We start from the raw sequence: 1,753 nt of genomic DNA on the forward strand, positions 1-1,753 counted from the left end.
GCGGCCGACCCCGTGTCTGCTGACAACTTCCGTGATCCCGCCCGCATTCAAGGCCAAGTCAATCTCCGCCGCGTCCATGGCGTGAACCACGTTAATGCGCTGGCGCCCGATCAGCGGTTGGCCTTTCAGCCGCATGGCCTAACGATCATCTATGGTGACAATGGATCAGGCAAATCCGGCTATTCGCGTATTCTGAAAAAAGCTTGCCGTGCCAGGACGCCCAATCGCGAAGACATCATCCCCGACATTTACGAGGCTGTTCCCGGCATTCCCACGGCAACGATCGACTATACAATAGGCGGCGCTGAACATTCCTATGTGTGGCGGCTTGGCACTCCAGGCGATGCCGCGCTCACCGCCGTCAGCGTCTTCGACTCTCGTTGCGCCAATATCCACGTCGAGGAAACGAACGACCTCGCCTATACACCCTTCCCGCTGAAGCTGCTGGCCTCGCTCGCGCAGCTCTGCAGGTCGGTGAAGGACAAGCTCGCTGGCGAGATTTCAACGATCAAGGCTCGTACGCCGCAAGCTATCTCGGTGCCGACATGCAGCCCGACAAGCGAGGTAGGCCGTCTCCTCGCCGGCTTGGCCGCAGGTACTGATCCCGCCACGGTGGAAGCCCTAGCGACCTTGAACCAGGGCGAGTTGGATCGCCTCGCCCAGATTACCGCTGATCTCGCAGGTGATCCCGCGCGTGCCGCACGTCAGCTCGCCGCGTTGAGGACAAAGATCGATAACCAGGTCGCATCATTAGACCGCCTGTTCAGCGCCCTCGCTCCGGCAAATGCTGAAAGGCTGCGTCAGCTTGCCACAGCTAGGGAGGCGGCTCGGGAGGCGGCCATAGCGGCATCAGGAGCCCTGTTTCGGGACGAGCCCTTGCCGGCGATCGGCGGCGACGCATGGCGTGGGCTATGGGAAAGCGCTCGGACCTATTCCGAGCAGGAAGCATACCCAGGCCAGCCGTTTCCGGCGATCGAGCCGGGTGATGTGTGCGTTCTGTGCCAGCAGGAACTCGCGCCGGAGGCGGCAGATCGCCTCGGTCGCTTTGAGGCATTCGTTCGTGACGATAGCCAGCAACGTGCCGAGGCAACGCGCGTCGCGCATGAGGATGCCGTGACGACGTTCCGCAGCAGCGGGCTGAGTGGTTCGGATGCGCGCGCCATTGTCGCGACCATACGTGACGAGCTGCGCCAGGATGCTGTAGCGAACGATCTACGCCGAAACTTGGTGGAGGCTCGCTGGCGTCACCGTTGGATCGCTCGCCGCCACGCCAATCCGGCACTGGTGCTTGAGGCCCCCATCCTCGCCTATGACCGCCAAGCCATCATCAATCTCGCGGCGGACCGGGCCTCAACGTCCGCCGCGCTCATCGCCGAAGCAGGCTCGCCGGTCCGTGCCGCTTTGATCGCCGAGAAAGCGGAGCTTACCGATCGCCAGTGGCTGGCCGGCGTTAAGGACGACGTGCTTGCGGAGATCGCACGTCGCGGTGAGATCGCGCAGTTGGAGGTAGCGCAGCGCGCGACCACGACCAATCGTATAACGGGCAAGAGCACCGAGATCGCGCAGGCGCTCGTCACAGACGCACTTCGCGCGCAATTTGCGGTTGAGGTCGCGAGTTTTGGGATAGCGAACCTAGCCGTCGAGTTGCGCCAGCAGAACAGCGCACAAGGCATTCCCCGCTTCAAGGTGGCGCTTGTCAGGCAGCCCAGGGCCGCTGTGGGTGAGGTCTTGAGCGAAGGGGAGCATCGCTGTG

1 protein-coding gene is annotated in these 1,753 nt (G+C 63.0%); it reads left to right on the top strand.

Features of this window, described 5'->3' with window-relative positions; genetic code table 11:
* Nucleotides 1-12: 12 nt before the first annotated feature.
* On the top strand, nt 13-1,753 hold a 1,741-nt coding region (locus VPH46_RS16155), incomplete at its 3' end, for an AAA family ATPase (protein WP_416612866.1).

The organism is Sphingomonas sp. MJ1 (PH-R8) (assembly GCF_048058635.1).
Lineage (GTDB): Bacteria > Pseudomonadota > Alphaproteobacteria > Sphingomonadales > Sphingomonadaceae > Sphingomonas.